Annotated in this window: 25 protein-coding genes; 17 read left to right on the top strand and 8 right to left on the bottom strand. The window is 67.8% G+C overall.

The features are described 5' to 3' along the window. Nucleotides 1-24: 24 nt before the first annotated feature. The 14 genes from PTQ19_RS01825 to PTQ19_RS01890 all read left to right on the top strand — a co-directional run bounded on the left by PTQ19_RS01825 (nucleotide 25) and on the right by PTQ19_RS01890 (nucleotide 13,616). The gene (locus tag PTQ19_RS01825; protein ID WP_274368229.1) at nucleotides 25-4,533 is read left to right on the top strand and encodes an FtsK/SpoIIIE domain-containing protein; all 4,509 of its coding nucleotides are present in this window, start codon (nucleotides 25-27) and stop codon (nucleotides 4,531-4,533) included. A 124-nt stretch (nucleotides 4,534-4,657) separates the two neighbouring features. Continuing rightward, entirely contained in the window at nucleotides 4,658-4,942 is a 285-nt protein-coding gene (locus tag PTQ19_RS01830) for a hypothetical protein (RefSeq protein ID WP_274368230.1), read from the top strand. Then, nucleotides 4,939-6,225: a hypothetical protein gene (locus tag PTQ19_RS01835; RefSeq protein ID WP_274368231.1), complete on the top strand. Its 1,287-nt coding sequence runs from the start codon at nucleotides 4,939-4,941 to the stop codon at nucleotides 6,223-6,225. The genes PTQ19_RS01830 and PTQ19_RS01835 overlap by 4 nt, the downstream gene beginning before the upstream one ends. Then, a complete protein-coding gene (locus PTQ19_RS01840) occupies nucleotides 6,225-6,806 on the top strand; it encodes a hypothetical protein (RefSeq protein WP_274368232.1) in 582 nt (193 codons plus the stop codon). The genes PTQ19_RS01835 and PTQ19_RS01840 overlap by 1 nt, the downstream gene beginning before the upstream one ends. Continuing rightward, on the top strand, nucleotides 6,803-7,411 hold the full coding sequence (locus PTQ19_RS01845; RefSeq protein ID WP_274368233.1) for a hypothetical protein: 609 nt from the start codon (nucleotides 6,803-6,805) through the stop codon (nucleotides 7,409-7,411). The genes PTQ19_RS01840 and PTQ19_RS01845 overlap by 4 nt, the downstream gene beginning before the upstream one ends. Before the next feature lie 5 nt (nucleotides 7,412-7,416). Continuing rightward, entirely contained in the window at nucleotides 7,417-8,280 is an 864-nt protein-coding gene (locus tag PTQ19_RS01850) for a hypothetical protein (RefSeq protein ID WP_274368234.1), read from the top strand. A gap of 46 nt (nucleotides 8,281-8,326) precedes the next feature. Continuing rightward, entirely contained in the window at nucleotides 8,327-9,097 is a 771-nt protein-coding gene (locus PTQ19_RS01855) for a hypothetical protein (protein ID WP_274368235.1), read from the top strand. A gap of 122 nt (nucleotides 9,098-9,219) precedes the next feature. Then, nucleotides 9,220-9,924, top strand: coding sequence for a hypothetical protein (locus PTQ19_RS01860; protein WP_274368236.1), 705 nt, complete (start codon nucleotides 9,220-9,222; stop codon nucleotides 9,922-9,924). Nucleotides 9,925-10,030: 106 nt separating this feature from the next. Then, nucleotides 10,031-10,318: a WXG100 family type VII secretion target gene (locus tag PTQ19_RS01865; protein WP_083428829.1), complete on the top strand. Its 288-nt coding sequence runs from the start codon at nucleotides 10,031-10,033 to the stop codon at nucleotides 10,316-10,318. Between the two features lie 97 nt (nucleotides 10,319-10,415). Next, complete coding sequence (locus PTQ19_RS01870; protein ID WP_274368237.1) at nucleotides 10,416-10,625, top strand: hypothetical protein; 210 nt, start codon at nucleotides 10,416-10,418, stop codon at nucleotides 10,623-10,625. Beyond that, on the top strand, nucleotides 10,622-10,897 hold the full coding sequence (locus PTQ19_RS01875) for a hypothetical protein (protein ID WP_274368238.1): 276 nt from the start codon (nucleotides 10,622-10,624) through the stop codon (nucleotides 10,895-10,897). The genes PTQ19_RS01870 and PTQ19_RS01875 overlap by 4 nt, the downstream gene beginning before the upstream one ends. A gap of 3 nt (nucleotides 10,898-10,900) precedes the next feature. Next, nucleotides 10,901-12,466 (top strand): hypothetical protein, encoded by a 1,566-nt coding sequence (locus PTQ19_RS01880; RefSeq protein WP_274368239.1) that lies wholly within the window; start codon nucleotides 10,901-10,903, stop codon nucleotides 12,464-12,466. Between the two features lie 128 nt (nucleotides 12,467-12,594). Next, complete coding sequence (locus PTQ19_RS01885; protein ID WP_274368240.1) at nucleotides 12,595-12,963, top strand: hypothetical protein; 369 nt, start codon at nucleotides 12,595-12,597, stop codon at nucleotides 12,961-12,963. Beyond that, nucleotides 12,960-13,616, top strand: a complete 657-nt coding sequence (locus tag PTQ19_RS01890; protein ID WP_274368241.1) for a hypothetical protein — start codon at nucleotides 12,960-12,962, stop codon at nucleotides 13,614-13,616. The genes PTQ19_RS01885 and PTQ19_RS01890 overlap by 4 nt, the downstream gene beginning before the upstream one ends. A 6-nt stretch (nucleotides 13,617-13,622) precedes the next feature. Here the strand turns inward: PTQ19_RS01890 and PTQ19_RS01895 are convergent, their stop codons facing one another. Both PTQ19_RS01895 and PTQ19_RS01900 read right to left on the bottom strand, forming a co-directional pair. Further along, on the bottom strand, nucleotides 13,623-14,069 hold the full coding sequence (locus PTQ19_RS01895; RefSeq protein ID WP_425313168.1) for a recombinase family protein: 447 nt from the start codon (nucleotides 14,067-14,069) through the stop codon (nucleotides 13,623-13,625). Nucleotides 14,070-14,122: 53 nt separating this feature from the next. Next, entirely contained in the window at nucleotides 14,123-15,112 is a 990-nt protein-coding gene (locus tag PTQ19_RS01900; protein ID WP_274368243.1) for a malate dehydrogenase, read from the bottom strand. A gap of 51 nt (nucleotides 15,113-15,163) precedes the next feature. Here PTQ19_RS01900 and ypfJ point away from each other — a divergent pair, with 51 nt between their 5' ends. Further along, on the top strand, nucleotides 15,164-16,042 hold the full coding sequence (gene ypfJ / locus PTQ19_RS01905) for a KPN_02809 family neutral zinc metallopeptidase (RefSeq protein WP_274368244.1): 879 nt from the start codon (nucleotides 15,164-15,166) through the stop codon (nucleotides 16,040-16,042). A gap of 165 nt (nucleotides 16,043-16,207) precedes the next feature. Here ypfJ and PTQ19_RS01910 read toward each other — a convergent pair whose 3' ends face one another. Together PTQ19_RS01910 and PTQ19_RS01915 are read right to left on the bottom strand one after the other, a co-directional pair. Beyond that, nucleotides 16,208-17,974, bottom strand: coding sequence for an aldehyde dehydrogenase family protein (locus PTQ19_RS01910; protein WP_274368245.1), 1,767 nt, complete (start codon nucleotides 17,972-17,974; stop codon nucleotides 16,208-16,210). Nucleotides 17,975-18,022: 48 nt separating this feature from the next. Continuing rightward, a complete protein-coding gene (locus PTQ19_RS01915; protein WP_206821157.1) occupies nucleotides 18,023-18,286 on the bottom strand; it encodes a glutaredoxin domain-containing protein in 264 nt (87 codons plus the stop codon). Between the two features lie 105 nt (nucleotides 18,287-18,391). Between PTQ19_RS01915 and PTQ19_RS01920 the strand changes: the two genes are divergently transcribed. Both PTQ19_RS01920 and PTQ19_RS01925 read left to right on the top strand, forming a co-directional pair. Beyond that, entirely contained in the window at nucleotides 18,392-19,606 is a 1,215-nt protein-coding gene (locus PTQ19_RS01920; RefSeq protein ID WP_274368246.1) for a glycosyltransferase, read from the top strand. 281 nt (nucleotides 19,607-19,887) lie between these two features. Beyond that, the gene (locus tag PTQ19_RS01925) at nucleotides 19,888-20,148 is read left to right on the top strand and encodes a DUF6458 family protein (protein WP_179409203.1); all 261 of its coding nucleotides are present in this window, start codon (nucleotides 19,888-19,890) and stop codon (nucleotides 20,146-20,148) included. 141 nt (nucleotides 20,149-20,289) lie between these two features. On the opposite strand, the gene PTQ19_RS01930 is transcribed toward PTQ19_RS01925, so the two are convergent. The 4 genes from PTQ19_RS01930 to PTQ19_RS01945 all read right to left on the bottom strand — a co-directional run bounded on the left by PTQ19_RS01930 (nucleotide 20,290) and on the right by PTQ19_RS01945 (nucleotide 26,108). Continuing rightward, nucleotides 20,290-21,786, bottom strand: coding sequence for a deoxyguanosinetriphosphate triphosphohydrolase family protein (locus PTQ19_RS01930; RefSeq protein ID WP_274368247.1), 1,497 nt, complete (start codon nucleotides 21,784-21,786; stop codon nucleotides 20,290-20,292). An 82-nt stretch (nucleotides 21,787-21,868) separates the two neighbouring features. Beyond that, nucleotides 21,869-22,861, bottom strand: a complete 993-nt coding sequence (locus PTQ19_RS01935) for an alpha/beta hydrolase fold domain-containing protein (RefSeq protein ID WP_274368248.1) — start codon at nucleotides 22,859-22,861, stop codon at nucleotides 21,869-21,871. Next, complete coding sequence (locus PTQ19_RS01940; RefSeq protein ID WP_274368249.1) at nucleotides 22,858-24,165, bottom strand: MFS transporter; 1,308 nt, start codon at nucleotides 24,163-24,165, stop codon at nucleotides 22,858-22,860. The genes PTQ19_RS01935 and PTQ19_RS01940 overlap by 4 nt, the downstream gene beginning before the upstream one ends. A 95-nt stretch (nucleotides 24,166-24,260) precedes the next feature. Continuing rightward, entirely contained in the window at nucleotides 24,261-26,108 is a 1,848-nt protein-coding gene (locus tag PTQ19_RS01945) for a helix-turn-helix domain-containing protein (protein WP_274368250.1), read from the bottom strand. Nucleotides 26,109-26,210: the final 102 nt, after the last annotated feature.

Genomic DNA, 26,210 nt, shown 5'->3' on the forward strand with positions numbered 1-26,210 from the left:
AATCGTGAAGATCCAGGAGAACCGATGAGGGTCAAGCTCACCCTGCGCCGGCCCGGCGCACCGCTGACGGACATCGTCATCATGGCCGATTCGACAGCGACGGTCGCCGACGTCGCGGGGCAGATCGCCACCGCTGACCCCCAGCGCACCATCGCCAGCCGCGACGGCGATGTGCTGAGCCTCGCCGTCGCACCGCCGACGAGCGATGATCTGGTCACGCTGAACCCCGACCTGCTGATCGGCGACGCCCCGGTCGGCTCGGGCTTTCTCACCGAGATCGTCAACCTCGGGCCGAATCGCGCGGCAACCGCCCCGACGAGCAACCGACCCGCAGCGCTGCTCACCGTGCTCTCCGGGCCGGCGGCGGGGCAGGAGTTCCCGCTGCCGGTGGGGCACTTCTTCATCGGGCGCGATGCGGCCAGCGACGTCACCCTCAACGACCCGCTCGTCTCGAAGCGCCACGCCCGCATCGAGGTCGCCCCGACCTTCGTCGAACTTGTCGACCTGAACTCGGCCAACGGCATCCTCGTCGACGGCGGACTCGTGCAGCGACTGCGTGTGATCCCCGGGCAGAGCTTCACGATCGGCGACTGCGAGCTCGTCCTGCGCCTCGTCGGTGACTTCGACGGCTCGGCCGAGACCGACCCGGTGCTCGAGCGCGGTGGCGCACTGCTGTTCAACCGCAGCCCCCGTGTCGAGGAACGCTACGTGGGCGACGACCTGCCCGAGCCGCGCTACCCGAAAGACCAGGTGCAGCGGCTGTTCCCCTGGCCGATGCTCATCGCGCCGATCCTGCTGGGCGCGGCGATGTTCTTCATCTTCGACAGCCCACGCTCGCTGCTGATCATGGTGATGTCGCCGATGATGATGTTCGGCAACTTCATCTCGCAGCGCACACACATCGGCCAGCGACTGCGCAAAGAAGTCGAATCGTTCGAAGAGCAGTTCGAGCGGCTCGAAGAGAAGCTGTACCACGCGCATCCTCATGAGCGTGAGGTTCGTCAGAACGAGGTGCCCGCCGTCGCCGTCGTGTTCGACGAGGCCATGCGTCTGGGACCCCTGCTGTGGACCCGACGACCCGAGCACTGGAACTTCCTCGCGGTGCGTCTCGGGGTGAGCGAAGACCTCGCACGGACGCGCATCAAGCGGGCGGAGACGCCCGAGGCGCTGGTGGAGTACGTCGAGCGCGTCGACCGCCTCGAAGAGCGCTACAAGATGATCGGTGACGTGCCGATCCTCGAATCGCTGCAGAGCGTGGGGTCGATCGGCGTCGCCGGACCCACCTCTGTGGCGAGCGATGCCCTGCGCGGACTGGCCGTGCAGCTGTTCGGCATGCACTCGCCCAATGAACTCGTCGCGGTCGCCCTCACCGAACCCGGCTGGGCTCAGGAACTCGACTGGCTCAAGTGGCTTCCGCACACCTCCAGCGAACGCAACCCGTTCAAGGACGTGCCGCTGGCCGATTCGGCATCAACCGGCACAGCCCTGCTGAGCGGGCTCGAAGAGCTGATCATGCGCCGAGCCAAGGCAGCGAGCTCGCCCCGCCCGCCCTACGGCGACGACTGGGATCCGACGTACTTCGGCACCGACGTCAAGCGCGCGGCCGAGGAAGCGAGCTTTCCCGGGCAGACGGCCGTGCTCGTCATCGTCACAGGAGACGCCCCCGTCGACCGCGCCCGCCTCACGCAGATCCTCGAGCGCGGGGCCGACGTGGGCGTGTATGCCCTGTTCGTGGCGCCGGTCGTCGAAGCGCTCCCCGCGGCGTGCCGGAGCTTCATCGATGTCACCGGCGGACTCGCGGATGCCACCGTCGGCACGGTGCGCAACGGCGTCGACTACCAGCAGGTGCAGGTCGAGGGCGTCTCGCACGCGTACATGACGATGCTCGCCAAGCGGCTCGCGCCCGTGGTCGATTCCAGCACCGTCATCGAAGACTCCTCAGACATCCCGGGCTCGGTGATGTTCCTCTCGCTGGTCGGCTCGGATGTGGCATCCGACCCCGCCGCGGTCATCGACCGCTGGCGACAGAACAACACGATCATCGACCGCTCGGGCAAACCTCAGCCGCGCCTGAAGAAGGCCGGCACCCTGCGCGCGATCATCGGGCAGTCGCAGACCGACGCCATGACGCTGGATCTGCGCACCCAGGGCCCGCACGCCCTGGTCGGCGGTACCACGGGTGCGGGAAAGAGCGAGTTCCTGCAGGCGTGGGTGCTCGGCATGGCCGCGGCGCACAGCCCCGACCGTGTCACGTTCCTGTTCGTGGACTACAAGGGTGGTTCGGCCTTCGCCGACTGCGTCGACCTGCCGCACACGGTGGGCCTGGTCACCGACCTGAGCCCGCATCTCGTGCGCCGGGCGCTCACCAGCCTGCGTGCCGAGCTGCACCACCGTGAGCACTTGTTCAACCGCAAGAAGGCCAAGGACCTGCTCGAGCTCGAGAAGCGGCGCGACCCCGAGACGCCGCCCGCGCTGGTGCTCGTCATCGACGAGTTCGCCGCGCTCGCCGGGGAGGTGCCGGAGTTCGTCGATGGCGTCGTCGACATCGCCCAGCGCGGCCGGTCTCTCGGCATCCACCTGATCATGGCGACGCAACGGCCCGCCGGCGTCATCAAAGACAACCTGCGCGCCAACACCAACCTGCGCGTCGCACTGCGCATGGCCGACGAGTCGGACTCGAAGGATGTCGTCGACGACCCGATCGCCGCGTCGTTCCCCCCGTCGATCCCGGGGCGCGGTATCGCGAAGACCGGGCCGGGGCGGCTGGTGCCGTTCCAGTCGGCGTACGCCGGCGGCTGGACCACCGACGAGGAGCAGGTCGCCGAGGTGAAGGTCGCCGAGTTGCGCTTCGGATCCACCCAGTTGTGGGAGGCCGAGCAGGAGCCGGAGTCCGACTCGCACGATGAGGATCTCGGACCCACCGATCAGAAGCGCATCGTCGCGTCGCTCGTGAAGGCCGCATCGCAGGCCGGCATCCCGGCGCCGCGCCGCCCCTGGCTGGACGACCTCGAGCACGCCGTCGACCTGCGTGATCTGCCGTTGCGCGGCGACGGCGAGATCGTGCTCGGCAAGACGGACGTCCCGGCGCGGCAGCTGCAGGAGCCGACGTACTTCGTGCCCGATAAGGACGGCTCGTTGCTGATCTACGGCACCAGCGGATCGGGAAAGTCGACCGTGCTTCGCACGATGGCGACCGCGGCCGGTCACGACCCGGCGTCGCACGTCGAGGTGTACGGGCTCGACTTCGGGTCGGGGGCGCTGCGCGCGCTCGAAGTGCTGCCGCACGTCGGCTCGATCATCGCCGGCGACGATGCGGAGCGTGTGCAGCGCGTCCTGCGCTCGCTCGCGCGCGTGCTCGACGAGCGCGGCAAGCGCTTCAGTGCGGCGAATGCTGCGAACCTCACCGAGTACCGTGAGCTGACCGGGCGCGACGAGTCGCGCATCCTGCTGCTCATCGACGGATTCGCGCAGTTCCGTTCCGAATGGGAGTCGACGACCGCGCGGATGCCGTTCTACCAGACGTTCATGCGGATTCTCGGCGAGGGGCGACCGCTCGGTGTGCACGTGGTCGCCACCGCCGATCGTTCCGGGTCGGTGCCGACGGCCGTCAGCGCGAACGTCTCGCGACGCGTCGTGCTGCGTCTTGCCGAGGAGTCCGCGTACGGCATGCTCAACGTGCCGAAGGATGTGCTCGATGAGCGCTCCGCGCCCGGACGGGCGATCGTCGACGGTCTCGAGACGCAGATCGCCACGCTGGGTGGAACGCCGAATGTGGCGGAGCAGACCAAGCTGCTTGAGAAGCTCGCCGCCGACCTGCGGGCGGCCGGTGCCCGCGAGGTCGCCGAGATCGGCGCACTGCCGACCAGGCTCTCGGCGCGCGAGCTGCCGGACCGCGTCGGGGAGTTCCCGGTGCTCGGTGTGGCCGAGGACACCCTGGCCGCGCGGGACTTCGATCCGGTGGGAACGTTCGTGGTGGCGGGCCCTCCGCTGTCGGGCAAGACGAACGCGCTCAAGGCGATGGTCACGTCGATGCGCCGCTTCGACCCCGAGGTGAAGCTGTTCCACTTCGGCGGTCGACGGGCACAGCTGAAGGACTGGGCCGACTGGACCCGCAGTGCGGTCACGCCGGATGCCGCCAAGGAGCTGGCGAAGGAGATCGCCGAGCTCGTCGCCGACGAGTCGATCCCGATGCGGCTGATGATCGTCATCGAGGATGTGCCGCAGTTCGCCGACAGTCCCGCCGAGCGCGACATGAAGGCGATGTTCCAGGCGATAGGCCGCAGCGATCACTTTCTCGTCGGCGATGCGGATGTCACGCAGGTCACCAGTGGGTTCGGATTCATCGGTGACTTCAAGTCCGGCCGCAAGGGCATCATCCTCAAGCCCGACGCCTTCGACGGTGACTCGGTGTTCAAGGTGCCGTTCCCGAAGGTCAAGCGCACCGACTTCCCCGAAGGTCGAGGCATCTTCGTGCAGGCCGGCCGCCAGGTGACGGTGCAGATGCCGCTCATCGAGGGGGAGCGGCTGGGATGACTCGGATGGGGAGTTCTCCCCATCGAGGGCACTGACCGAATTTCGTAGAGTGATTCAGCCGGACCAGGGGTCGGGCACCGGAGGAACCATGGCATATGACGACATTGACATCCCGCTGCACAGCATGCAGGAGCTGGAGACAGCTCTGACGAACATCATCGCCGAGTTCGAGGGGACCGGGGGGCGAAGCGAGTCATTCGAGTCGGCGATCGGCAGCCCGCTCGGCAGATCGGAACTGCGCTCTGAGGCGCAGCGCTTCGAAAAGGCGTGGAATGACAAGCGCGATACGTTGCGCGACCACCTCGCCGACCTCAAGACCCGCACCACTGACACGAAGAATGCCTGGCAGGACCTGGATCGCGAGCTTGCCACCGCATCAGAGGTCTCAGACGGAAACGACGGGAAATGACGCAGAACGGTCCGCACTACCGCGCACACGCCATGCCGCCGACACCTGGGGGCGGGCACGACCTCGTCACCATCTACGGTGAAGCCGATGACATCATCAGTAGGGGCAGGGAGATGGTCGCCCTCGGCGATCAGATGCAGAAGGCAGCGAACACGCTGAAGCATCTCGCTGACGGCACTGTCGGCAAGGGGCTGTCGATCGACAAGCTTCAGGAGAGCGCTGAGGGCGTCTACGCCGACCTCAAGAAGGCCGGCATCCGATACTCGCCGAGCGGCGAGGTGATCACCGCGTACGGCGAGGCTCTGACCACCGTGCAAACGCCGATCGTCACGATCGTGTCGAACTGCGAGTCGCTGTGGCACACGGTGCGCACCGCGTCGACCGCGCTCGATGAGGCCGAGAACGCGGGCGACGACACGGCAGCGCTTCAGACGGCATTCGACGAGGCGGTGTGGGCCTGGAACGCGGAGGCGCGCAGATACAACGCTCACTACGACACGTGGAGCGCCGCGTACGAGAACGCCCGATCAGGGCTGCAGGACGCCAATGACAATGGTGTCGAGGACTCGCTCCTGGACAACATGCTTCCAGCGCTGGACGTCATCTCCGTGGTGCTGACCTGGGCGGGCATCGCTCTGGCCATCGCCGCCTGCATCCTGGGCGGCCCGTTCATCCTCGCCGCCGCACTGGTCGGTCTCGCGGCTCTCGGCGTGACGCTACTGCGCGCCGCCGGCGGACGTGCGACCGGTGAGGACATCATGTGGGCCGCAGTCGGGGTATTCCCGTTCGGCAAGGCGTTCGGAGCGATCAAGGGTGTGGCCGCTACGTCCGGCTTCGTGGGTCGCTTCTCCGCCGCCGGCCGAGGGGGACTCTCGATGCTCGGCGACGTCTTCGGGCTCGGCGGCGGTTCCAGCATCCGATCGCTGAACGGCCTGCTCAGCAGGGGGAACGTCGCAGAAGTCTTCCACGGATCCGGCGCCGTCAACCGCAACGGCAGCCGGGTGCTGCAGGAGTGGTTCTCGAACACCGGCGGACCGAGCGTGTTCAACAGGCTGATGCAGGGCTTCGATGGTGCCACTGGTGCGCATCTTTCCGACGCGGCATCCACCCTCTCAAATAAAGCAGGAGACAACCTGATGCAGTTCCTCACCGGTCCGAACGGCAGCCAGCCGATCGCGGATCTGATGACGGCAGGTGGCGGGACAGTCGACAACGTGCTGAACTTCGTCGACGGCATGGGCAAGAGCGGCGCCGGCTTCGCACACGACATGGGCTGGACCTGATGCACGGATCGAGGGGCGACGTCGCCATCGAGGTCCCGTTCGACGAGCACCTCTTCCTGGCAGTTCCCATCGAACTCCGCGGGCCCTCGGCCGACGGCACGCAGTGGGCGCGTGAGCAGATCGAGACGCTACAGGTGCAGCCCGACCGGGTGTCCGACCTCAACGGCGTGATCGCGCAACTGGCCGGTCAGGCCTCGCTGCTGTCCCCGCAGGCATTCGCAGCGTTCTTGTTCTGCCCCAGCGGACTCCCGGGGTCGGCGCTAGTTGAGGTCTTCATCGGACGCACCGAGCGCACCTCCTTGGCCGACGTGACCGTGTCCTACCCGGTGGCGCTGCCCCAGCGGGAGCATCCGATTTACTCGCCATCGTTCGGCACTGGGCGAGCCATCTCGTCGCTGTCGAAGCTTCCAGATGGCACCGCGCTGGGCCAGATCCGGTACCAGCATCTGGATCACGGCATACTCGTGGACATGAGTGTCACCGCATCCGATCTGACCGCACTCGGCGCGGGCATGCCGGCTTTCGAAGCGCTGGTGAACGCGGTCTCCTGCCGCCCCGCTGACGCGGCGGCGCACGCATGACGTCGCTTCGCCAGCAGATTCTCGGTCTTCCCCAAGATCCCGGCATCCGGCTGCTGCTGCCGAGCGGCTGGGAGGCGCTTCCGCTGGACGACGAGCATGTGGCAGACCTCACGAAGCGACTTCGCCCGGTCTTCATGCGCGCGAATCGGCCCGATCTGGACGCATACGTCTCGGGTCTGATCGACCGCTGGCTGACGGAGCTTCGGGCTCAGGGCGGTCTGTTCGCCATCCTCCCGAGCGACGTGGACACCGTCCTGCCGATGTCCTTGGTCGTCTCGGTCGTCGCCGAGCACGACGGCTCTCAGCTGGACGGCTGGGTGGCGAACCGCTTGCGCGGTGGGCGCGCGGAGTTCCTCGACGACGAGCAGAGCATCCTCACCTGGAGCGCGTCGACCCTCGGCACGGGTGAGATGTCCGGCACCGTGACTGATCAGTACAACTATCTGATCCCGGTGCCCCGCGCGGACCGACGCCGTGCACTGCTGCTCACCGGCTCGAACCTCGTGGCAGCGGATGCTCCGCAGGAAGACCCGGCGCGGGTGGCGGCGCAATCCCTGTACGACGCAATCGCCCTGGCCATGGTCTGGGTCGACCAGGAGGCATGATCGGTATGGCTACGGTAGGAATCGTGCGTCTGAAGGGCGAAGACGAAGAGGTGGTCGCGATCGCCGTCGCGGCGAAGCGGGCCGTCGCCTCCCACCGTGACCTGCAGCGTGAGCTGATGCCGCAGCTCAGCGCGCTGCACGCAGCCCGGCGCGAGATGACAACTCCGCATCCGCAGTTGCAGATGCTGTCCGCAGAGACCGATGCCCGGGGGCGCGGAATCGTGTGGACCTTCCTGTTCGCGGTGAGCCTGGTGGCGGCAGTCGTCGCCGTTGCGATGCTCTCTCCGCTGGGTCCGCGCACGAAATGGGTGGCCCCTGATGTCGCGGTGCAGATCGCCATGCCGGCGCTGATCATCGCCGCGATCGCCGGGGTCGGTGCACTGATCTTGCGACCCGCACGAGGACGCGCCGCAGTCGCGACCGTGCTCTCGTCCATCGTCACCATTCTGCTTGCCGCCGTCTTCCTGTTCCGCCTGGTCGGTGGAGGAGGGGACAGAGGCTTCACGGCCCAGCAGCTCGGCCCCTGGCTTGCTGGCGCAGGCATCCTGCTCGTGCTCCTGATCGCCCTGACCTGGCGGCTCGACCGCCTTCGCCGGAGCGATGTGTTTGCCGAAGGAGGCATCCCGAAGGGCAATCGCGAGGCGCAGGCCGACGCTCGTCGTGTGAGGGAGTCCGCGCGGCGAGCGGCGAACCTGACGCCAGCCACCGCCGCAGCGCGGGATGAACTCCGACAGCAGTGGGCGCATGCGCTGCAGCAGCGCGGCGCGCACACCGAGGCCGCGGACCAGGCGGCAGAAATCGGGCCGGTGGCCTGGCTCGTCTGGACGGTGTACGACGGCGACCTGGATGTCTCCCTGCTGCTTCGCTGACGGCCTGCTGGTCGCGGTCGAGAACGATGGAAGCTGAGCGGCACCCATGAGCGCTGTGAGTGCGGACGTGAGTCGGGAGATCGTCGAGAACGCCGATCGCTGGGACGGGCTGAACTGGTGGGAGCTCGAGGCCGGGCTCTTCCGCGATCATCCGAAGATCCGCAGCGCACTCAGCACGATGTCGCCGACTGCGGCCCGACGCTACTTCGCCAAGGGCAGGATCGATCCTCTGCAGCCGATCATCGCGCTCATGCACCTCGCCGCACCGGTGCTGCCGGCGGTCGCGCTCGTCGTGCTCGCCTCCCTTCACCTTCCGCGTCCGGACGGTGCGAGTTTTCTGCCGGCTGTGATCCTCATCGCGATCGCGGTGCTGCTCGGAACGATCAGCCTGATCGGCAATGTGCGTCATCGCGATGAGGTCGAACCGCGCACCGCGATCATAATCGGCTGGGCCCACCTCGTTCCGTCGCTGATTCTGCTGGTCTTCGTCGTTCAGGCGCTGGCGACCGGCCGCTCGGCCGATGCGCAGCCGTGGATGGTCGTCGTGTTCGCGCTTGACGCCATCGTTGGTGTTCTCTACCTCGTGCTCACACCGCGGCCGAAGGATCGCGCTGCAGCGCGGGTCGAGCGTGCGCGTGCGCTCTGGCGCAACGCGATGGCGACGCTGGTTGCGGCGGACGAAGAGAAGGTGCGCGCAGAGCTCGCCGGCGCGATCGATGTCCTTCTCGAACGCGACCTCATTGACCGGGAAACCGCCGATCGTGCGCGGGAAGCGCCGCTCGGCCTGCTGGGCGTTGCGCTCGCGCCCGCAGCTTGATGGCGAAGGCGAGCTCTCCAGGAGGGCATGATGCAGAGAGTCGGCCGCTCGCTCCCCTGATCGAAGAAGCCGAGGAATGGACACCGCTGGCCTGGTGGAAGCTCGAAATCAGGTCTTTCATCGTGGCACCTGCCGTTGTCCGCGACCTGTCGATCATCGCGCCGCAGGAGGCCGTGCAGGCTGAGTATACGAAGATCACGGGTGCCAGCTGCCTGCGCTCGCTCAGTTACCTGTACGCGATCGTCGGCCCGCTCGTCGGCGCGGCGATGATGATCCGGTGGGCGTGGACCAGCGGCGACAACTTCGACCTGCCTCTGGCCGCGGCCGGCATTCTCACAGCCCTCGCTCTCATCGTCGGCGTCTACGGTCAGATCCAGGAACACAGGCACCCGCGGGCGGTCATGGCAGCCAGCCTGCGCACGCTTGCGCTGTTGCACATCATCCCGGCGGCCGTGTCACTTCTCATCGCCGCAACTGCGGGCCGGAGCCAGCTGACCGGGCCTGACGTGCTGTGGATCGTCGTCATCGCGGCAGATGCGCTCCTACACGTCGTACTCCTGGTGCGCGGTCCGGTGCGACCAGGTGGTCCGCAGAACGAAGTCGACAACATCAGACAGGGCCTCACCGAGACGCCGCAGCACGTCCTCGATGAAATCCAAGATCGGCGCCGTTCCGCGATCGAGCTGCTGCGTTCGCGCGACCTCATCGACGCTGGGGTCGCCGCGCGGGCGAATGCCGCGCCGATGGGTGAGCTCGGTCTGACGATGGCGCCCGAACTGGCCAGACATGTGCCTGACGCGCCCGCCGGCGCTCCTCCCCAGGCGTGAGGTCGATGGGGAGTTCTCCCCATCGACGGGTTCTGTGGTCGGCCCGTAGTGTGGTTGTTGTCGGGCCGGGGTGGTCCGGTTCGGGTGATTTTCGGAGGTGTTGTTGATGGCCGATTTCGGTGCGTCTTATGCGGAGATGGAGCAGGTGGCGTCGTCGCTGTCGCAGGCTCGTGATGACATTCAGGGTCAGCTGGACACCCTGAAGGGTCAGGTGGACACGCTGCTGGGTGAGGACTTCAAGACGCAGCACGCGTCGGGCAAGTTCGGTGAGGGCTATGGCGAACTCACCACCGGTCTGAAGACGGCGGTGGATGGCATCAATGACATGTCGGAGTCGCTGCTGGGCATGATGCGCGCGATCCAGGACCTGGATCAGCAGCTCGCCGGCGGCTGAACACCAACAGAGTCTTCTCCAGAAAGGGCCGACCATTTCGGTCGGCCCTTTCTGCATCTGACGGAGTCCGACGCCGCGGGGTAAGGAGAGAGATCGCATGACGATCGACGATGATGCGCTCCAGCGGGCACTGACCGGATTGCACGTGCGCATTCCCCGATCGGAAGCGGATGCCGCGCAGCTGCGCGCAGAGGTGCGCGCGGCGGATGCCGCCCTCGGCGCCGCATTGCGCGCTGCCGACCGGCGACGCGCTCACACCATGCCGGCGGAGGCACCGGCATCCGAGAGAGGACAGGACCAGACGTGAGCGACGTCCGGATGGATCTTGCCCAGCTCGAGTCGACCGCCCAGGCCGCCAAGGGACTCGCCACGACCTTCGATGGAGCGGAATCGTTCGCTGCCGACGTGGGATCGCTCACAGGGCACAGCGGGCTGAGCGCCAAGGTCGACGACTTCGGCGGCAAATGGGACATCGCCAGGGAGGACCTGAGTGAGAGCCTGCGTTCGCAAGCCGACTTCATTCAGGCGATCGTCGACACGTTCCGTGACCTCGACGCGAAGATGGCTCAGGGGGAGTAGAACATGACGGTGCTTCCGGGGCATCCCGAAGAACTGAGTGCTCGCGCGACGACCCTCGTTGCCTCGGCCGACGTCATCCTCGAGGTCATCGGTGCGCTCCGGGGCATCGTCGCCGACGACGAGGGCAAGGCCGTTCACGCGCTCTACGAACAGAACGAGCAGATCTCGGCTGATCTGGAGCGCATTCATCCGCGCTACCGCGGCACGGCCGATGCGATCACCGAGTACGCCGTGGTGCTCACCGACGCCCATGCTCGCGCAGAGAGCGCTCAGGCAGACCTGGACGATGCGCTTGTCTCGCACGGCAACGCCAGCTCGGCACTGAGAGATCTGACTGCACGTGTCAGCGCCGCAGACGATCCGCCGCCCGCGCTCACCGATCAGGTACCCGGCGCCCAGCGGGCCGTCGACGCCGCTGTTGCCGCCATGGACGATGCGCTCGCGCGCATCCGCGCTGCGCGGGACGACATGGATGCCGCCGCCGAGACCGCGATGAACCGGATCGACGCCGCCATCGACCCGTCCAACGAGGGGTTCTGGGACGGCGTGGGTGACTTCTTCGCCGGGGTCGGGGACTTCCTCTCGGGGATCGGTGAGTGGATAGGCGACTTCCTGCAAGACGTCGTGAACCTGCTGAAGGCGATCGCCGACACGCTGGTGGCGATTCTGGGTGTGCTGGCCGTGCTCGTGCTGATCGTCGCCGTCGGAGCACTGTTCGGCACGGTCGGCCTCGTCATCGGCGCGGTGATCGCAGTCGCGCTCGCCGCCTTCTTGATCTGGAGCGTGCTATCAGACGTGCTGCGCGACACGCCCGCTGTGGCGGGCAAGAACCCCTACGCGGATGCCAGCAAGAAGCAGATACCCGACGACCCGAGCCTCGCCAACGTGCTCGATGGCGCCGGTGAGGTCGATGCCCTCGGCCTGGAAGACGAGAGCGTGGTGAAGATCTCGAAGGTGCTGGGCCCGGACGGCTGGCACTACACGGTCACCTTGCCGAGCACGCAGGAGTGGCTCTCGCGATTCGGTGATAAGGGAGCGGTCAACGACCTCGACAGCAACCTCGCGCTCATGCTGACGCCAGCGCTGCAGACGCAGTACGAGCGCGCTGTGCTCGATGCGATGCGCCAGGCGGGAGTCGGCCCGGACGATCCGGTCATGCTCGTCGGCTTCAGCCAGGGCGGGATCATGGCCGGGCATCTCGCGGCGTACAACTCCGACTACAACTGGCAGGCCGTTGTCGCAGCCGGGGCTCCCATCGATCACATGCCGATTCCCGGCGACATCGACGTCGTCTCGGTGCAGCACAACGGCGACCCGGTGCCGAGGTTGGATGCGATTACCGGCGACTTCGACAGCGTTGAGCACGGGGCGAACTGGACATCGATCCGAGTCGACCCGCCGAACCCGAACGCTGTTCTCGGCGTCGACGTCGGCGCGCACAACGCCGACAAGTACTCCCAGACCTACCAGGCTCACCTCGACCAGGTGCAGGCAAGGCATCCTGGGCTGGCGGACTTCTTCAACGATGATGGCTACACCGACGTCTCGTACTACCACTGGAGCGAATGACAATGCAGCATCGAAGCGTGCGCGGACGGCGATTGCTCGCTGCGGCTGTGGCAGGAGCGTTGCTCTCCGGCAGCGTGGCGGGGTGTGGGGTGCTGCCCCCGAGCGGCGGACAGACAGAGGAGCAGACTGTGGACTACGGTGACGTGTCGAGTGCGGTGGTGGCGGGCGTGCCTCGCGTCACTGCTGTTGACGGCTTGGAACGATCGCGCAATGGCTTCGGGCATCGACTCAGCATCGGCGTGGTCACCGATTCGCCTGAGCCGTTCACCAGCGATGAGCTCGATGCGCTCCTCGAGGCCGTGTGGCGCGCGCTTCCCTGGGAACCGAACACGATCAAGGTGGTCGCGGGCACGAGCGCAGCCGAGGGGGAGGAACCGGTCGATCTCCGAGCGGCGGCGGCCGAGCTCAGCCCGCTCGGCGTGACCAACGCCGGTCAGGGCGGAGTCAGCCTGACCGATATGGATGCCCGCTACGGTGCGTGGACGGGACCGGAGTGACCGGTCCAGAGCTGCGGTTTCGTCTGCCGGGACGCTGGTTCTCGGTGGATCTCTCCGGGGGCGAGGCCACACGGGCATCCATTCAGGCGATCGCGAAGAAAGCCATCGGCGTCGCCGACGATCGTGCCGCCGAACGTGCACGGGTGCGCACCCAGTTGCAGGAAGCGGTGTCGGCGGGCGCGCGGGGAGAGACCCGCGCCATCATGTTCTCCACCGAGATCGCGCCCGGCACGCCACTGCCGGTGACGCTGTTGGTCTTCGAACCGGCCGATCTGCGGATGAGCCCGGCGATCGGTACGGCGCCGCAGGCGGTGCTCGGCGTCATGGCAGAAGGGCTGAAGCAGATCGATCCCGCCGCGCACGCGTCGCTGGCCGAGGTGCGGGGGCCGGGCAATCCGGCGCTGCGCACGCATCGCGTTGAGACGATCGACGACGGCAGCGAATCGCAGGGGATCACGCGGTTGATCGCCGACTACTGGGTGCCCGTGCCCGCATCCAAGCGCCTGCTGATGGCGAGGTTCTCGACCCCGCTCGGTGACCTCGAGAACCTCATGCTGTCTCTGTTCGACGAGTTCGTAGCCGCCGCCCGCTTTGTCAGTTCCGGATCTCTGCGCGACGAGCTGATGGGCTCGTCATCTGTCACCGCGCGGTAGCGGCGCTCAGGCCTCGACGTCGACCAGGTGGCGGGACTGGTGCCCGAGGATCTTGACCATGATTCCGTGCCGACGCAGCTCGGCGACCGTGCGCGACTCCTCGTCACGGTCGCGGCCCAATGCATGCACGTTCGCGACCACCAGCACGTCACCGCGCTGCAGCGTCTCGATCAATCGCGCCAGGCGGTCGCCCCAGCTCTCCAGGATCTCGGGCGCGGGATGACGGAAGCCCTCGATCGGCACACCGAAGCGGGTGAGGTCCTCACGCTGCTGGGTGACCGAGGGCATCCCCTCGCGCGAGACGACCAGGCCGACCAGTCGGGCGCTTTCGGGGCGCATGGACCACCAGCCGTGGTCATCGTGGGCCAGGCACTTCGGGCATGACGCGGCCGCGTGCGGCAGTGTCAGCGGACTCGTCAGAGCAGCATCCGCGTGAGTCTTCGGCACACTCATCCCCTCGTTCATCGACGTACCTCCCGTTACCATTCTGCCCGAGCGGCCGGGCTTCAGAGCATCCCGAGCGCGCGCACCGCGTCGCGTTCGTCGGCGAGTTCGGCGACGGAAGCATCGATGCGCGTCCGTGCCCACTCGTCGAGCTCGAGTCCTTCGACGATCTGCCAGGCGCCGTCGACCGATCGCACGGGGAACGAACAGACCAGCCCCTCAGGCACGCCATACTCGCCGCGCGAGACGACGCCCGCACTGGTCCAGTCGTCGGTGCCGAGCATCCAGTCGCGCATGTGCTCGATCGTGGCGTTGGCTGCCGAGGCGACCGACGACGATCCCCGCACCTGGATGATCTCGGCGCCGCGCTTCGCGACCCGAGGGATGAACGTCTGCTCCTGCCAGGCGCGCACGTCACCCACCTGCGCGATCAGAGCCTCGCCGACCGGGCGGCCGTCGATCGTCGCATGCGAGATATCGGGAAACTGCGTCGCCGAGTGGTTGCCCCAGATCGGTACACGGCGGATGCCGCCCACCGGCGCGCCGAGGGTCTGTGCCAGCTGCGCCCGCGCCCTGTTCTCGTCGAGCCGGGTGAGTGCGGTGAACCGCTCAGCGGGAACGCCGTCGGCAGCCGAGGCCGCGATCAGGGCGTTGGTGTTGGCGGGGTTGCCCACCACGACCACGCGCACATCATCGGCCGCGTTCGCACCGATCGCCGCGCCCTGCGGTCCGAAGATCCCGGCGTTGGCGGCCAGCAGATCTGCCCGCTCCATGCCGGGGCCACGGGGGCGTGCGCCGACCAGCAGCGCGGCGTTCGCACCATCGAAGGCCACGGCCGGATCGTCAGTCACCTCGACGTGCTCGAGCAGTTCGAAGGCGCCGTCTTGCAGTTCGAGTGCGGCGCCCTCGGCCGCACCCATTCCCTGCGGGATCTCCAGCAGCCGCAACCGAACCTTCTCATCCGGCCCCAGCATGTCGCCCGCCGCGATGCGGAACAGCAGCGCGTAGCCGATCTGTCCGCCGGCCCCCGTGATCGTGATCGTCGTCGCCATGTCTCACAGCCTATTGCGGTGCGCCGACGTCATCAGCGGTATTTTTGGAGCATGACCTTCAACCCGAACGCCGACATCTCGGGCAACACCACCCGCAGGCGTGGCCGCAATGCCGCCATCGGCGGTGGCGTCGGTGTCGGGGTGATCGGCATTCTCGCGCTACTGATCGGGCCCATGCTCGGAGTCGATCTGTCGGGCCTGGTCGGTGGCGGCACGGTGCCGTCGGGAGGCGGTACCAGCGTCGAGGGCTCTCTCACCGAGTGCCGCACCGGGGCGGATGCCAACGAGAATGACGACTGCCGTATGGCGGGCGCCGAGGTCGTGCTCAACGACTACTGGGAGGCGCATGTCGATGGTTACGTCGCGCCGACGATGACCGTGGTCGAGGGGCAGACGCCCACCCAGTGCGGCACCGCGTCGAACGCAGTGGGTCCGTTCTACTGCCCGCCCGAGATGGGCGTGTACATCGACCCCGACTTCTTCGCCATCATGCGCCAGCAGTTCGGCGCCTCAGCGGGCGAGCTCGCTCAGCTGTACATCGTCGGGCACGAGTGGGGCCACCACATCCAGAACATCACCGGCGTGATGCGCGAGTACCCGAACAACGGCACCGGCCCCGACAGCAACGGTGTGCGCATGGAACTGCAGGCCGACTGCTACGCGGGCGCGTGGCTCGGTGATGTCACCACGCTCGAAGACGACAACGGGGTGCCCTACCTGCAGCCGCCCACCGAGACGCAATTGCGGGATGCGGTCAACGCCGCCTACGTCGTGGGCGATGACCACATTCAGCAGCAGTCGGGCGGCTTCGTCAGCCCCGAGAGCTTCACGCACGGCTCGAGCGAGCAGCGCAAGTACTGGTTCGCGAACGGTTACACCAACGGTCTTGGCGTCTGCGACACCTTCGCGGTTCCCGGCGACCGGCTCTGACCCACGCCCGCCGTTTCCGCCGAGACCCCCACCTGCCGCCGAGACCCCCACCTGCGGGCGTCCATACCTGGGGGTGTGGACGCGAAATGGGGGTGTCGGCGAGCGAAGTCAGGCGCGCAGAGCGAAGTCAGGTGCGCAGAATGAAGGCAGGCGTGCAGCGTGAGGTCAGGCGCGCAGCGCCGCCAGCAGGGTACGCACCAGGCCGAGTGCGCCGCCGCGGGCGCGGAAACGCGTCAGGCCCGCCGACACCTCTGTGCCCGTGCGTGCCGAGACGAACCACGGCGGTTTCGGCAGGATGCTGAAGCGCCCGCCGCCGTTGAGTACAGGCAACGACCGCGGGAAGGGACGGAACGGCCCGCGCACCACCGAGCGCTCCACGTCATCGAGCAGTAGCGCGTTGTGCACGACGCCGATACCGCTGCCCACCTCGTCGATGGTGTTGCCGGGGAACGCCCCCCACGTCATGGTCGGCACGATGAAACCGAGCGCCGTCCAGGTGTTGATCGCGATCGACCCGTAGCGGAACTCGGCGATCGCCCGCTCGAACCCGGCACCCATCGCCTTCTCGGTCGCCGGATCGATGATGATGTTGCCGCCGAGGGTACCGACGAGTTCGTCATTCGCGTACGTCACGGCCGCGTCGAGGAACGCCTGGCCAGTGCCGTCGAGCTCGACCACGCCCAGCACCGGGGCGAAGTACTCGGTGGACTGCAGAGCGGTGGCATCCGCGTTCTCATCGATCTCGACGAGCAGACGATCGGCGAGCACCAAGGCATCCGGATAGTCCTCGGCGGCCGCACCCATGCGCTTCGGTGACCCGGGGTACCAGATCGGACGTTCGGGAGCGCTGGCGTAGGCGCGCCGCAACGCGGCGCGGAACTGGTCGGCCTGCGCCCAGTCGCGGGACATGATCACGACCTGCCCGGCGATGCAGTTGTGCCCGCTGTTCTGCAGTCGCATCGTCGCGACGTGCTCGGCGTGGAAGGTGATGTCGGCATCGGTCCACTCACCGGGGACGACGATGATCGGCGAGACCCCTCCGAGCTCGGCGGTGATCGGCTTCTTCAGCAACGGTCGGTTCTCACGCCGCCGCCGGGTGGTCGCCGCCTTCTGCGCTCCGGTGCCGTTCGACGGGCCCCACACGATCGCATCGAAGGTCGCCGCGGCACCGGTGATGTGCACATGGTCGAGGTCGGGATGACCGGTCAGGTAGGAGCCCACGGCGGCGCCACCGCGCACGATCCGCAGGAATCCGGGCGCGATCAGCGGGGCCAGCGCCCGCTCGTACACGGGCACCAGGGCGTCCTGGGTGGGATTGACCTTCAGCAGCACGACGCGGTTGTTCGCGAGCAGCTCGTAGAACACATCGAGCACCGGGATCGAGGTGATGTTGCCGGCGCCGAGCACCAGGCCGACGCCGCCGGGGGCATCCGGGGTGAGCTGGGCGAGGCCGGCGTTTCGTCGCGCGGAGGCCGGGGTGGTGCCGGGCTTCAGCCAGACCTCACCACTGAATCCCGCCAGCAGGATCTGGTCGCTTCGGGTCAACGGGAATGCGTCTACACGGGTGCGCCCGCCGGGGGCACGGCCGATCGTGAGCCCGTCGAGCGTGCTGCGACCGCCGGCGAGTTTCGTGAGGGTGTCGGTGTAGGAATCCAGTGCGCCCAGCGTCGAGTACGGCCCGCTGAGCCACTCCTCACCGCGCAGCGGATGCCCCGAAGGCAGCCCCTTGGAATCGGCGGCTGTGTCAGCCCAGTCCTCGATCGTCGCCGACACCGAGTCGCGCAGCGCGCGCAACAGGGTTGCCCGCTGCGACAGCGTCAGACTCGACCACGTGGCCGCGCCCTTGCGCAGCACGGTGATGTGCGCGTCGAGTTCGGCGCGCTCGGTGTCGTCGAGGGCGGATGCCGGGGCGGGCGCGGTCGTGGAAGTCATCGTCGTCTCCTTCAGCGTCGCCCCAGCGTATCGCCGGGAAGCGGTGGGTCAGATGAGGGCGAGCTCGCGCAGCTTGGCCTCGACGTCGGCGTTCGACGGCTCGACGTGGTGGCTCGAGTCGGGGTACACGACCACCGGGATGTTCATGCGGCCCGAGATCTCCTTGGCGACGTCGGCGGCGGCCGGGTCGGCGACCAGGTCGATGTAGGTGTACTCGATGCCGAGGTCGTCGAGCTGCTTCTTGGTGCGGCGGCAGTCGCCGCACCAGTCGGCGCCGAACATGGTGAGGGAGTCGGATGCAGGGGTGCTCATGCCTCCAGCCTACGACGGCCACGGACACCCGGCTCCAAGCGAAAGATGGCACGATTGAACGCACGCGTCAACGCACGGCCGATCGCAGATCGGGGGAGGGATCACGTGAGCGCCACCGCCCAGCCGCCCGTCGCGGTCGCACCGGTCACCGTGATCGTGCCGACCTACAACGAGCGCGAGAACGTGGCCGAACTCGTGCGGCGCATCGGCGCGGCGCTTGGCGGGTACCGCGCTGAGATCCTCTTCGTCGACGACAGCTCCGACGGCACGGCCGACGAGGTGGCCAGGGTCGCGGTATCCGCGCCTCTTCCCGTACGAGTCATCCATCGTGAGAGCAACAGCGGCGGTCTCGGCGGTGCGGTTGTGCTGGGGCTGCAGCAGGCGGCGTACGACGTATGCATCGTCATGGACGGTGATCTGCAGCATCCGCCCGAGCTTCTGCCGGCCATGCTCGCACGTTACGCGCGGGGCGACGCCGACGTCGTCGCGGCGTCGCGCTACATCGGTGGTGGTGACTCCGCAGGGCTCGGGACCACACTGCGTTTGGGTGTCTCGAAAGCGGCGACCGCCGTCACGAAGGCGATGTTCCTGCGCCGGCTGTGGCGCAGCACCGACCCGATGACGGGCTTCTTTCTCGTCGACCGCGCCCGGGTCGACGTCGATGTGCTGCGCCCGCAGGGGTTCAAGATCCTGCTCGAGATCCTGGTGCGGGCGGGCGAACGTCACGACCTGCGGATCGCCGAGGTGCCGATGGCCTTTGGTGCGCGCCAGCATGGCAACTCGAAGGCCACGCTGCGTCAGGGGGCGACATTCCTCGCGCACCTGGCCCGACTGCGATTCGGCAAGATGGGCCTGTTCGCCCTGATCGGTGGCATCGGCGCCGTCGCGAACATCGGCATCATGTGGGTGCTCACCCAGGCCGGGATGGACTACCTGATCGCCGCGGTGATCGGCGCGGCCGCGACGATCATCGGCAACTTCGTCCTGCAAGAGCTGTTCGTGTTCCGTGCAGAGCGCCACGATGCGTCACGGCTGTGGGTGCGTTTTGCCGCCTCGGTATCGTTCAACGGCATCGAGGCCGCACTGCGTATTCCGGTAATGGCATGGATGGTCGAGAGCTGGCACATCTCCAGCGTTCTCGCCACGGCGATCTCGTTGGTCGTCGCCTTCTTCGCCCGGTTCCTGTTCCACGCGCTGGTCGTCTACGCGCCGCGCAAGCGCAAGACAGCGGATGCTGTCGCCGAACCGGCCGTCGACACTGCGGCGATGCGCGTGCTGCGAGCGATCGACGCCGAGGCCATGCGCCCCGGCGAGCTCTGACCCGCTGCTGCTGCCGCTGTCGCGTCGTCGCGTCGTCGCGTGCCGTGCCCTCCGCTGAGAAACCACTTCCCGTTCGAGAAACACCTCCGCACGTGGTGTCTCAAACGGGAAGTGGTTTCTCAGCGGCGGGCCAGTACGCCAGCGGCGGGCCAATACGCCAGCAGGCGGGCGGGGGCGTTGCCGATCGCAGGGGGTGCTGTCAACCCCTTGCATCCGCCGGTTTGGATCCGAGAGCCTGGGGGCTGTCGCGGTGGACCCCGCGGCGCGAAAGGAGCCCTGCCATGAGCATCGGAACCGGAATCGCCCTCGTCGTCATCGGCGCCATCCTGACCTTCGCGGTGAACGTCGACGTCGCGTGGCTCGACCTCGACCTGATCGGGTACATCCTGATGGGTGCCGGCGTCGTCGTCTTCCTCATCGGCATCGTGCTGATGGCACGCCGTCGTCGCACCGACGTCGTCACCCGCACTGAGACGGCCCCCGACGGCACGCAGCAGACGCGCCGCTCGACCCGTTCCCCCGGCCCCGACGACGTCATCTGACTCCGCCGGTCGACAGCATCCGCTGAGAAACCACTTCCTGTTCGAGAAACACCTCCGCACGTGGTGTCTCAAACGGGAAGTGGTTTCTCACCGGCGAGAGAGACGGCGAACGAGACGGCGAGAGAGACGGCGAGAAATGGGCTAGAGGCCCTGGCCGGCGTCCCAGAGGCGTTCGGTCTGACCGGCCAGCAGGGCATCGAGCGATGAAGCCTGCGCGTCGGTGAGCGAGGCGACGTAGTCGATGATCCCGCGTCCACGGGCGAGCCGGTCGAGGTCGTCGTCAGTGCGCGCCCCGACCAGGTCGGGGGCGTCCTGCCGCAGGCGACGGTAGTCGTCGGTGGCGAGTTCGACCAGGTCGATGAGCCGGCGGGGAGCGCGACGTGCGTCGCCCGGGTCGTCGAGCCAGGCGGTGAAGCCGTCGACCAGCCGCACGAGGATGTTCGCCTGCCCGCGCTGGTAGACGGTCAGGTCGGGGCGTTCGAGGATGAAGCGCTCGTGCAAGAACTTCAGTACGGCGACCTCATGCCACGCTTGGCGGCTGAGACTCACATGGCCGCAGCGCTCATCGGGATGCCGGTGCACTTCGATCGACGACTGCAGGCGCGCGATCCATGCGGTGGTGAAGCGCGCCAGGCCGCGTTCGCTGGCCAGTGAACCGTCGAACGGTTCGGCGACGAGACCGTCGATGACCTCGGCCGAGACCTTTGCGACGGCTTCGCTGAACGCATCCGCATCGGCGATCCAGGTGTCTTTGCTCTGCAGGCGGCGCCAGAGCAGCTCGAGTGAGTGGCCGGGTGTGCGGGTGTCGGCTTCGAGTGCGTCGCGATCGGATGCCCGAAGTCGGGCAAGGTCGCGGTGCCAGGAGTGGAACTCGGCCGAGAGCGTGGCGGGGTTGAGCAGCCCGGCGCGGTAGAAGTCGTCGAGGTCATGCAGTGAGTAGGCGATGTCGTCGGAGATGTCCATGATCGAGCATTCGACGGTCTGCTGGCCGGGCTCGATGAGCGGGTAGGCAGAGAGAGCTGCGCGGGCATCCTGCTCGTCGATCGCGTAGTAGTTGAACTTGCTCGCTCCGCCGCGTCGGCGTCCGCCGTCACCGCGGCGCCAGGGGTACTTCAGCACGGCGGCGCGCACGGCTGCGGTGAGGTTGAGGCCGACGCCGGGGCGGTCGTGTTCGTCGAGGCGGGTGAGGATGCGGTAGGTCTGCGCGTTGCCCTCGAAGCCTTCGCTCAGCCCGAAGCGGGTGCGGGCGAGGTGGTCGAGGGTTTGCTCGCCGAGGTGGCCGAACGGCGGATGCCCGAGGTCATGCGCCGCGGCCGCGGCCTGGACGACGACGGGGTGCGCGCCGCCGAGCTCGGCGACGGTGCGACCTGCCTCGTCGTCGCGTGTCGATAGGTGCGTGGCGATGGCGCGTGCGACGGCGGCGACCTTGATCGAGTGGGTGAGCCGGTTGTGCACGGCGAGCCCCGCGCCCGCCTGCGAGATCACCTGCGTGACGGCCGAGAGGCGTGAGTAGAAGGGCGAGAAGCGGATGCGTTCGACGTCGACCCGGAACTGCGGGTGCCCTTCGGCCCGCTGGAACTCGTTCAGCGTCTCGGGAAGACGCCGCGCCTGCCGGGGATCGTTCGGATGCTGGGGCATGCAGTCAGTGTGGCACGGCGAATGCCACGGCTGCGCCCGTGGGCATCGGGTGCGTCGGTGGGGTCGCGGATCGTCGCTACGCTCATCGTGCCGCTGACCGTGGGCTGGCCCGATCTGGCGCACCAGCCGGGTGATGACGGTGGTGCGGCTGCAGTATCTGGTCGAGATCGCGCGTGAGGTACGCGTAGGCCTCTGCCGCTGCATCGGTGATTCCGACGAGTTGGAAGAACGTGTGGATCTGGCCGGCGTACCGGCGGTGCCGCACGGCCACGCCAGCCTGACGCGCCATGCGCACGAACTCATCGATGCTCTGGTTCAGGATGTCGTGCTCTGCCGTGACGACGGCGATGGGGGGAAGGGCAGATAGGTCGTCACCGATCGGATTGGCGCGTGGCGTTGTCCGGTCTGCCGTCCCGGTGAAGTACAGGTTGAGGAACCACTCCAGCGCCGAGCGCGATAGCCCGGCCATCCACGCCGTCTCGACTTCGGTGGGAGGCAGCAGTGTGGTCGTCGCCGGATAGGCGAGTAACAGGGCGGATGCGGGTCGACCGCGCCGCTGTGCGGCCAGTGCGGCAGTGATCGCGAGCGCTCCGCCTGCGCTGTCACCGATGAGCACGCTGCGCGCGCCGTCATTCAGGCCGAGGTTCTCAGGTTCGCGCTCGCACGCCTCGAGAGCGCGGTCGATGGCATCCGGTGCTGCAGGAAAAGGATGCTCGGGCGCGAGCGGGTAGTCGGGAACGACTACAGGCATGCTCGCGGACGCGGCGAGATGGGCGGCCACGGAAGCGTAGTCGTCGGCGGTGCCGATCGACCAGCCTCCGCCGTGGGCATAGACGGCGAAGGCGCTGTGGCGCACTTGCGCCGGGTGGGCGATCAGCATCGGCGGGGTGCCGCTGCTGGGATCGCCGGAGGAGCGAGAGAATCGGGTGCCGCTCGGAGGGCCGGCAACGATGTCGTTGACTCGCGTGCGGTCGGCGCGTGCCTGGGCTAGCCCGCCCGTGCCGAGCGGGCTCATGGCCCGTTCGGCACGCCAGCGCAAGTATCGCTGGATCTGCTCTGAGTGCTGGTGGGTCACGCGTCGATGCCCACCTGATCGCGCGGACGGATCATCAGCAGCGTGATCAGCGACAGCACGCCGGTCGCGGCGAAGTAGTAGCCGGGTGAGGCGAGAGAGCCCGTGGCGGAGATCAGTAGCGTGGCGACGAATGGCGCGCTTCCGCCGAACAGCGCGACCGGCAGGTTGTACGAGATGGCCAGCCCGGTGGCGCGGATGCGGGTGGGGAGCAGTTCACTCATCAGCGCGTAGACCGATCCGCCGTAGAGTCCTGACACGATGGCCAGCGCGACGGCGAACACGAGGAACAGGGCGATCGAGGTCGTTGCCGCTGCGTAGAAGACCGCCAGACACAGGGCGATCGCGATCACGGCGTAGACGATCATGGGGCGCCGGCGGCCGAAGCGGTCTGAGATGAGACCGCCGACGGGCATGAAGGCGCCGGCGAGCACGGCAGCCCCGATGCTCGCAAAGAACACGGTCGATGCGTCCAATCCGAGTGCGGTGCGCATGAGGGTCGTGTAGTAGGTCAGCACGAGGTAGAACGACGACGTCGCCAGCGTCACGACGCCGAACACCAACAGCAGGGCGCGGGGCTGGGCGAATGCGGCGCGCAGTGGGCTCTTCGCGCCTTCAGAGGCGGCCTGCATGCTCAGAAACGCCGGGCTGTCTTCGAGGCGCATGCGCAGCCACAGCGTGATCAGTCCGAGGGGACCTGCGATGAGGAAGGGGATACGCCAGCCGCCTTCCGCCATCGTCTCGCTACCCAGCCACCACGTGAGGCCGTTCACGACGAGGGCACCGATCACAAGGCCGGCCGCCGAGATGGCCAGTAGCCAGCTCGTGGCGAACCCGCGGCGGGCACCACTCGCGTGTTCGGCGATGAAGCTCGCGACGGTGCCGACCTCACCACCGGCCGAGAAGCCCTGTACACAACGGACAAGAACCAGCAGCAGTGGCGCGGCGACACCGATCGCGGCGTAGGTGGGCAGCAGCCCGATGAGGAACGTGCTCGACGCCATCACCGTGAGCACGATCAGCAACGTGCGGCGACGTCCGATGCGGTCGGCGAGCGGACCGAAGAACAGGCCGCCCAGTGGGCGGATGAAGAAGCTCAGGGCGAAGACGGCGAACGAACTGAGCACGCTGACCAGCGGATCATCGCTCGGGAAGAACGCAGCGCCCATGTAGACGGCGAGGTAGCCGTAGACGCCGTAGTCGTACCACTCGATCAGGTGTCCGGCGACGGAACCGGCGAAGGCGCGGCGTGCGGCCGGGTTGGGGCCGCCGCGGGGAGCGGTGCGCGGAGTGGTCTGGGCGGTCATTGTTCTCCTTCGAAGAGGCGGGCGCGGGCAAAGGGGTATCCGGGCCGAAGGGTGTCGGCCCCGGAGGGACTTCAGGTGAGTGGAATGGAGCGCGGTCAGCGGGATGGGCTGCGGCGTCGCGCGTCGAGTGCGCGCAACGCCAGGGCTCGACGGAAGCGGGTGTCTTCGTCGTCCCAGGCGGCACCGGTGATCGTGTCGATGCGCTGGAGGCGCTGGTGCAGTGTGTTGGGGTGGATGCCGAGCGCTGCGCTTGCGCTGCGCAGGTCCCGGCCGGCGGCGTGAACCGCGCGGACCGTGTCGAGCAGGTCGGTGTGGTGACGCCGGTCGTAGTCGAGGATCGCGCCGAGCTCATTGCGGATGAGTTCGGCCAGTTCGCCGGGGCGGGCACGGGCGAACACGCTGGGCAAAGCACTCAGAGTGCGGGTGTCGGCGGTGGTTCCCGTGGCGCCGAGCGCGTGTAGCAGGCGGCGTGCTGTATCGGCTTCCTCAGCGGCGACAGAGAGGATGCTCTCATCTGCCGCTCGCAGCGCTGCTGTCGGGGCCGCCGCGCCTGTGTGTGCGAGGCGCTCAACGATCTCATCGAGAAGCCCGGTGACGGCGGGCGCAACGATCAGCAGGTGGTCGCCGCGGTCGACGACGGCGCCGCTTCGCCGGGCGACGAGCGGGGTGAATTCGCCCAACAGCTCGGCGGGATCGCGGTTGGCGACGTCGAGTGCGGCGACGTCGAGTTCGGCACGCCGACGGCCAAGGGCGTCGGCGACGGCGTCATCGTACGAGCCTGCGCTGTCGTGCAGCGCACCGCGAAGTAGGGCTGACGCCGTGGAGGCATTCTGCAGTTCGGTGGCTCGTGAGGGGAACAGGAGCAATGCGGACACGTGAGCGGCCTTGCCCAGCGCGAGTTCCACGACGGGGTCGGGGTCGGAGCTGTGCTGGTAGATCAGCGTCCCCAGGCGTGCGCTCGTCGAGCCGAGAGGAAACTCCAGCTCGGAGCTGGTATCGACCGATGGTGATGGCGGGTCGCCTGCGATGACCCGGCCGAACGGGTCTTCGATTCGGGTATGTCCGGCGAAGCTCTCGCGGCAGAGGTCGATGACCTCGTGGGGCGTTCCCGAGCGCATCAGTACGGCCAAGAGACGGTCCTGGAACTCCACCGCTAGCCGTGTGCGATCATCGACCCGCTCCAGCGAAGCGAGTGAGGCTGCTGCGGTGCGGGGTGTCGTCGCGGCGGTGCGTTCGCTGCGACCGAGAAAGATGCCGGCGTGCTCGGCGAGCTCGCGCAGTAGGGCGAGATCGTGACGTGAGAAGGTGCGCTCGTGCCGGTCTGCGGCGAAGAGAATGCCGAGGAGGGTGCCCTGGTGAATCACTGGTGCCGCGATGACCGCACGCAAGCCCTCTTCATGGGCTCCGACGTCGATCGTTGGGGAGTGGTCGAACGAGGCGTCGTTGAGGTAATCGCTCGTGCTGACAGGGGAGCCTTCACGACGTACGCGGCCGCAGATGCCGTACTGGTCGGAGAACCGCACGGTGGCGAATGTCGTCGAGACGAGACCGGACGACACGTGCATCACGAAGCCCTTGGGCGGGTCGTAGCGCAGGTAGTAGGCCGAGTCGCTCAGCAGCAGGCGGCGCGTGCGCGTCACGATGGCTGTGAGCACACTCGTGGCATCTTCCTCCTGGGCGACTTCGCGCATGGTCGCGAGCAGGTTCTCGAGCGCGTTCTCACGGGTGGAGCGCTCGCTCTGGTGCATCCGGATCTGCATCGCTTCGAGGAAGACTTCGTCGACGGCGGCGCGCTCGCCGTCCGGTAGGGCCTCGCTGACCGCCCGCATCTCGTCTTGGAAGTCGGAGAGCGCAGCGCCCCTGGCGAGAAGCGAGAGCATGCGCCGAGCGGCCGCTTCGGCCTGCGGCCGGGCGGTGCGGGTCGTCGTCGCGTCGTCGCTCACGGAAGCAACGCTACGGAACCGTCACCATCCCGACAATGTGCTAATCGCCACACTTGGTGCCCCGACCATGTGCGATCTCCCATGCCAGGGTCCTGCTTGGCC

It is taken from the genome of Microbacterium esteraromaticum, assembly GCF_028747645.1.
GTDB classification, from domain to species: domain Bacteria; phylum Actinomycetota; class Actinomycetes; order Actinomycetales; family Microbacteriaceae; genus Microbacterium; species Microbacterium esteraromaticum_C.

Bases quoted from the DNA above. Each gene is read 5' to 3' on its own strand.
- PTQ19_RS01825 (WP_274368229.1), top strand. From the start codon at position 25: ATGAGGGTCAAGCTCACCCTGCGCCGGCCCGGCGCACCGCTGACGGAC.
- PTQ19_RS01830 (WP_274368230.1), top strand. From the start codon at position 4,658: ATGCAGGAGCTGGAGACAGCTCTGACGAACATCATCGCCGAGTTCGAG.
- PTQ19_RS01835 (WP_274368231.1), top strand. From the start codon at position 4,939: ATGACGCAGAACGGTCCGCACTACCGCGCACACGCCATGCCGCCGACA.
- PTQ19_RS01840 (WP_274368232.1), top strand. From the start codon at position 6,225: ATGCACGGATCGAGGGGCGACGTCGCCATCGAGGTCCCGTTCGACGAG.
- PTQ19_RS01845 (WP_274368233.1), top strand. From the start codon at position 6,803: ATGACGTCGCTTCGCCAGCAGATTCTCGGTCTTCCCCAAGATCCCGGC.
- PTQ19_RS01850 (WP_274368234.1), top strand. From the start codon at position 7,417: ATGGCTACGGTAGGAATCGTGCGTCTGAAGGGCGAAGACGAAGAGGTG.
- PTQ19_RS01855 (WP_274368235.1), top strand. From the start codon at position 8,327: ATGAGCGCTGTGAGTGCGGACGTGAGTCGGGAGATCGTCGAGAACGCC.
- PTQ19_RS01865 (WP_083428829.1), top strand. From the start codon at position 10,031: ATGGCCGATTTCGGTGCGTCTTATGCGGAGATGGAGCAGGTGGCGTCG.
- PTQ19_RS01870 (WP_274368237.1), top strand. From the start codon at position 10,416: ATGACGATCGACGATGATGCGCTCCAGCGGGCACTGACCGGATTGCAC.
- PTQ19_RS01880 (WP_274368239.1), top strand. From the start codon at position 10,901: ATGACGGTGCTTCCGGGGCATCCCGAAGAACTGAGTGCTCGCGCGACG.
- PTQ19_RS01895 (WP_425313168.1), bottom strand. From the start codon at position 14,069: ATGAGTGTGCCGAAGACTCACGCGGATGCTGCTCTGACGAGTCCGCTG.
- PTQ19_RS01900 (WP_274368243.1), bottom strand. From the start codon at position 15,112: ATGGCGACGACGATCACGATCACGGGGGCCGGCGGACAGATCGGCTAC.
- ypfJ (WP_274368244.1), top strand. From the start codon at position 15,164: ATGACCTTCAACCCGAACGCCGACATCTCGGGCAACACCACCCGCAGG.
- PTQ19_RS01910 (WP_274368245.1), bottom strand. From the start codon at position 17,974: ATGACTTCCACGACCGCGCCCGCCCCGGCATCCGCCCTCGACGACACC.
- PTQ19_RS01915 (WP_206821157.1), bottom strand. From the start codon at position 18,286: ATGAGCACCCCTGCATCCGACTCCCTCACCATGTTCGGCGCCGACTGG.
- PTQ19_RS01925 (WP_179409203.1), top strand. From the start codon at position 19,888: ATGAGCATCGGAACCGGAATCGCCCTCGTCGTCATCGGCGCCATCCTG.
- PTQ19_RS01930 (WP_274368247.1), bottom strand. From the start codon at position 21,786: ATGCCCCAGCATCCGAACGATCCCCGGCAGGCGCGGCGTCTTCCCGAG.
- PTQ19_RS01940 (WP_274368249.1), bottom strand. From the start codon at position 24,165: ATGACCGCCCAGACCACTCCGCGCACCGCTCCCCGCGGCGGCCCCAAC.